Source organism: Marivita sp. (assembly GCF_051251565.1).
Classification (GTDB): domain Bacteria; phylum Pseudomonadota; class Alphaproteobacteria; order Rhodobacterales; family Rhodobacteraceae; genus Marivita.
The window spans coordinates 1-4,985 of the sequence record NZ_JBPOFB010000043.1 but is presented as its reverse complement, the minus strand read 5'-3'; the positions used below and the strand labels follow the sequence as shown (position 1 = coordinate 4,985).

The 4,985-nt window shown below is 60.6% G+C and carries 2 protein-coding genes and 2 pseudogenes; 1 reads left to right on the top strand and 3 read right to left on the bottom strand.

Going from position 1 to position 4,985, the window contains the following annotated elements; genetic code table 11:
• Nucleotides 1–1,305: pseudogene (locus tag ACSHXH_RS18980) on the top strand (GEVED domain-containing protein); the annotation flags it as partial.
• A gap of 215 nt (nucleotides 1,306–1,520) precedes the next feature.
• Here the strand turns inward: ACSHXH_RS18980 and ACSHXH_RS18975 are convergent.
• From ACSHXH_RS18975 to ACSHXH_RS18965, 3 genes and pseudogenes are all read right to left on the bottom strand, one after another.
• Nucleotides 1,521–1,766 carry a hypothetical protein gene (locus tag ACSHXH_RS18975; RefSeq protein ID WP_435673367.1) on the bottom strand — a complete coding sequence of 82 codons (246 nt, stop codon included), beginning with the start codon at nucleotides 1,764–1,766 and terminating at the stop codon, nucleotides 1,521–1,523.
• Nucleotides 1,750–1,932, bottom strand: coding sequence for a hypothetical protein (locus ACSHXH_RS18970; protein ID WP_435673366.1), 183 nt, complete (start codon nucleotides 1,930–1,932; stop codon nucleotides 1,750–1,752). The genes ACSHXH_RS18975 and ACSHXH_RS18970 overlap by 17 nt, the downstream gene beginning before the upstream one ends.
• Before the next feature lie 248 nt (nucleotides 1,933–2,180).
• Nucleotides 2,181–4,985, bottom strand: a pseudogene (locus ACSHXH_RS18965) (hypothetical protein); the annotation flags it as partial.

The window sequence follows — 4,985 nt, the reverse complement described above, 5'->3', positions numbered from 1 at the left end:
TGGACAGTGGGCACACTCAGCCCCGGGTCGTCTCAGGTTCTGACGGTCCGCGCGACCATGCTGGCCACCGGAGTGCACACAAACACTGCTGAGGTCATCGCCAGTTCGCTGACTGATCCGGACAGTGATCCCACAGTGGGTGCGGCCACCGACGACCTTAGCGACGGTATTGCCGATGACGACGAAGCGACCGTGAGCCTGACGCTGGCACCTTCCGGGCAGGTGCTGACTGGCCGTGTCTTCCTGGACAATGGCGCCGGTGGTGGTACCGCGCATGACGGCACGCTGTCGGGCACCGAAACAGGCACCAATCAGGCGCTGGTCGAAATCCTCGATGACACCGGCGCAGTGCTGGCCACACCAGAACCCAACGCATCCGGTCTCTGGAGCTATGCCTTGCCGCAGGGCTACATCGGGGCCGTGACCTTGCGTGTCACCGCAGACACCGGCCTGCTGAACGTGTCCGAAACCGCGCAGGCGCTGCCCGCGCTGGTCAATGCCGACGCCTCTGACGGGCAGCTGACCTTTACCCCCGCTGCCGCGACCGACTATCCTGATCTTGATGTCGGCCTGATCCGTCAGGCGACCCTGAGCGAGTCTCAGGAAGCTGCAATCGGTGCCGGTCAGGTCGTCACGCTGCGCCACGAATACCTTGCCGACAGCACCGGCACCGTCAGCTTTACGATCACCGATATCACGCAGACTCCGGCGGATGCCTTTGCCGGGACCCTGTTTGCGGATCCCGACTGTGACGGTGTTCCGGATACAGTGCTTGTCGGCGCGCAGTCGGTCAGTGCCGGAACACGGATTTGCCTGGTTGCGCGGGTGACGGCTAACAGCGGTCTTGGTCAGAACGCGGTCTATGTTTTCGATCTGACCGCGCAAACCAGCTATAGCGGCATCATCTTTGTGGAAACGGACACCAACACCGACCGGCTGATCAGCTCAGGCGGACTGGGCAACCTGGTGCTGACCAAGACCGTGCGCAACGAAACCCAGGCCACGCCCGAAGGGCAGTCAAATCAGGGCTCGGTTGGCGATGTTCTGGAATACCGTATCCACGTCATCAATCCCAGCCAGGCGTTGGCGACCGATGTGGTGATCCACGACCAGACCCCCGCCTATACAGAGCTGGCAGAACCGGTGCCAACACCTCTGCTTCTGGGCCAGGGCCTGACCTGCACGCTGTCTGCGCCTGCCGTCAATGCGGCCGGCTATGCAGGAGCACTGCGTTGGGATTGCCTGGGCACTTTGGTGCCGGGCGAACAAGGGTCGGTCAGCTTTAAGGTGGCCATCGCGCCCTGACATTCCTGCATTCTGATCAACAGGTCCGGGGCACGCGATGGCATGCCTCGGGCCTGTTGCGTTATTCCGTACGGAATGCACAATTTCTGCAACGCGGATCACAATTGGAATCTGGCGCAGACTACGGGACTGACAGCCGCCTAATCACCGCCCGTCTGCGATGGTCCTGCCAACCATAAAACACCGCGAGGACCCTAGAAACCGCGTCGTGTCATTTACAGGAAGGTAGAAAATCGCCCGCCCTTTTGTGCCGCTGCAGCGGCTTTTGGCGATCTCGGGGCGCAGCGTTCCCTGATGCGGTCCCTATCAAGCGCCGCCTCGATCTCCAACAGGCGGGTTTCGGCACGACCCGCGGCGATGTCGTCGAGTCCTCCAAAATCGCTGGCCGCTTCAAACAAGACATTAAAGATTGCTTTCAGATCCTGGTCGGTCTGCGTAGCACGCTCAACCCGATACGCCATGCGCCGTGCTGCGCCTTGCGATCATCGCGCGGGTCCGCACCTTGCCCTCTTCGGCTTGCACGAAAGCACCGCAACGGCGTTCGGCAATCAAGTGCTGCAACGCAGTGACTTCGGCCGCATCTACGTCTGCCTGCGCGCGCATCAGCTCCAGCCCCTGCTGGTTCATCGCTCAGGTTCGAATATCATCCTTGCGCAACCAGTTTGCAGGCAAAGGCCTCTTGCGGTTCGGTCAATAAGACCACGGCTTTCATGCTCTTTCCTGTGCCTTCAGATTGAGATGCAGGATATGCTGGCCAGTGGCACAAAACAAACCAGCCCCGCACAGGGGCAGGGCTGACAGTGTTAATCTTCTGAGACATTTCAAGGGAAACGGGCGCCCGGGTCCGAGGGGAGTATCCAGGCGCCGCGCCGGGCTCAGTTGTCGAACCAACGGTCCAGCTGATCCCAGAGGCTGCTGTCCAACAACAATCGCAGTCGGACATATAGTCCATCGTCGTACAGGCTCGATCCCTGCGCAGGGCGATCGGTCAGGTGGTTGTAGCCAATGCTCAGCATCGCGCCTTCACCCATGACCATGCCCAGTTCCACACCAACCGCATTGGTGGAATAACCGGCGTTGTCCCAGATATGCGCGGCTTGCAGACCCAGTCGGAACTGGTCATCGGCGATGTCCCAGTCGACGCCGGCCTGTACCATCTGCACGAGGCTGGCTGATGTCATGTCGGCACCGATGCGCACCGTCTCTTTCTGGCCCGCGTATTTGCCCCGAATTTCCAGATCGGCTGTGGGTTCGTAATTCGCGGCGAGCGACCACATATGGGTGTCACGCTGACCGCTCGCATCCTTTTCGAACCGCCGTTCGTACCAGGCCAGAACCGCAAGGCGCGGATCATCGGCTGGACGGTAGGCCGCGCCGATCCGAGTGCGGTTGCGCACATGCGCCGTGCCGTCTCCGCGTCTGTCGACCGCATAACGCGCCCGGCCAAGGAAGCTCAGATCAGGCGTGATCTGTCCGGCGACCCCGGCATTCGCATAAAACGTCTCTCCGTCTGGTTCGAAGGTCAGTTCGTTGTCCAACTCGCCAATCCAGCGCTCATCCTCGGAGGTCCAGTTCAGCCCAAAGGTGGCGCTGCTCAGCCAGTCGGTGTCGTGACTCAGCCCGTGGCTGTGCTCCAGGCCAAAACTAAGTGCCAGTCCTTTGCTCACGTTCCAACCGGCCCGGAAACCCTGGATCAGCCGGGCGTCGTCCAGACCTTCGCCATCGGCGATGATCTCGGTGCGTCCACTCAGGGTTTTGTTCATTGTATAGTCTATGGCAAAGTGCAGATGCGTAGCCCGCTGTCCGCGCCCGTGACCATCCAGCGCAATCTCTGCGCCCGCGTCTAGATGCAGTTTGGGCGAAAGTTGGTAGAGCAGATTCATCCGCATATAGCCGTCGGCGCCGCCTGTTCCCGGTGTCACGATGTCCAGACTGTATGTCAGCGGTTTGTCGGGATCCGGAATCCAGGTGGCCCCCAGCAAACCGAACAGCCGAGTGGCATTGTGGTCGGCTCGGAAGTCATGCTCCAGACGCAGGCCTGACCGCAAAAGGGTTTGCGAGTCGCGGCTTTCTTCAACCTCTACCTCGCCGCGCAGAATCTCGCTGTCAGAAATCCTGTCACGGATATATTCGGCGCGGGCTCTCAGGTGACGATCTTTGTCAAGCTGGGTCTTGTATTCGACCGTCAGACGGTCGCGCCCGGGCTGTTCGGACGATCCGGTCGGGGCAAAATCCTCGTCGGTGTGCGCCGCCTCGGCCATCAGGGTTCCGCGACGGCCCTTGTGCACCAAGCGGATTCGGGCTGCCAGACCAACATCGCCAAATCCGTCTTCGGCACGTGCGATTTCGGCCTCGATGCGGGTGCGCTCGGCCACCTTGGTGCGCAGGAAGGCGGCAATAATGCGTTCGCGCTCCCGGGTCATTCGCTCGGCGTCAGCATGAACCAGGCGCACACCGATTTCTGTATCTTCGTTCAGGGTCCAGACCGCCTCGCCGCCATAAAGCCAATAGCGGTCTGTCATGTCATTCTCCGTCTCATAGGTGATCCGGATGCTGATCGGGTTTCCGTCGTCGTCAGCCTGTGGGACGGGTGAGGTGAAAATGATCGCCCCGCGGAAATAGTCCAGCAGGTAATCTGTCATACGCTGCTGTGACAGAGTGGTCAGGATCTCTCCGGTGTCACGGTCACGCACCAGAATTTCCACCCGGTCGCTGCCTTCGCGGAAATTCTCCAAGGCAAGGTCATAGGGGCCGGATACTCCGCGTGCTGCGATCTCTGCGATCTTCTGGGACTGGCGCGTGCGGGCGGCAAAGACCGTGACGCGGGTGCTTTCATTCTCCCAGTGGCCCTTGAATCCGGTGGTCACGCGGGAATACCCACCCAGCTTGAACGCATCCGATTCCGGTTTGATGGCAATATCGCCATAGAGAATATAGGACGCACCCTTTTCGATCTTCACATACAAGTTCGACGAAGACGCGGCGTCTGAGCCACGTTCGGAATCGTCGCCATAGACCGGATAGTATTCATCGGCACGGATATCGCGGAACAGCCGGTCCTCTGTGTCTCGGTCGGAACTGTAGCGCAACGTTAGCAGACGGTCGCCCTTGATCCGACCCTTAAGGTACAGCTCTCCGCGCAGACCATGGGCGGTGTCCTCGAACGGGCTCAACTGGTCATGGTTCAGCAGGTCGTTGCTGCCATTCAGTGCGACAGCGCCTTCGATCACACCGACGAGAATGCGTTCGTCCAGATCGGGCATCCAGGTTATCAAGGCTTCGGCCTTGCCCATGGCGCTGATCGCGCTCAGGGTGTCGGGGCCGGAAATCTGTGGCGCCATCAGATCGAAGGTCGCTTCACCATTGTCGATATAGACCTGCACGCCGGGCTGTTCGGGGCGAATGTCCGTCACTCCCCAGACCGCGTTGCGGGCTTTCAGTGTCATCATTGATGATGCCTCAACAGGCAGACCGGCGGCATCCAGAATACGGACCACCACGGGTACAGACGTGCCTACACTGGCCGGAGCTTGCTTGGGCGCGATCATCTCGATCTTGACCGGATCGCCAGGGGCGACGACCACAAGCTCGGCACGGCCACGGGCAATGCCAAACGGATCGGTGCCCGACAGTTCCAATACGTTGCGGCCGGGCTTGAGCTGCAATGCCACATATTCAAG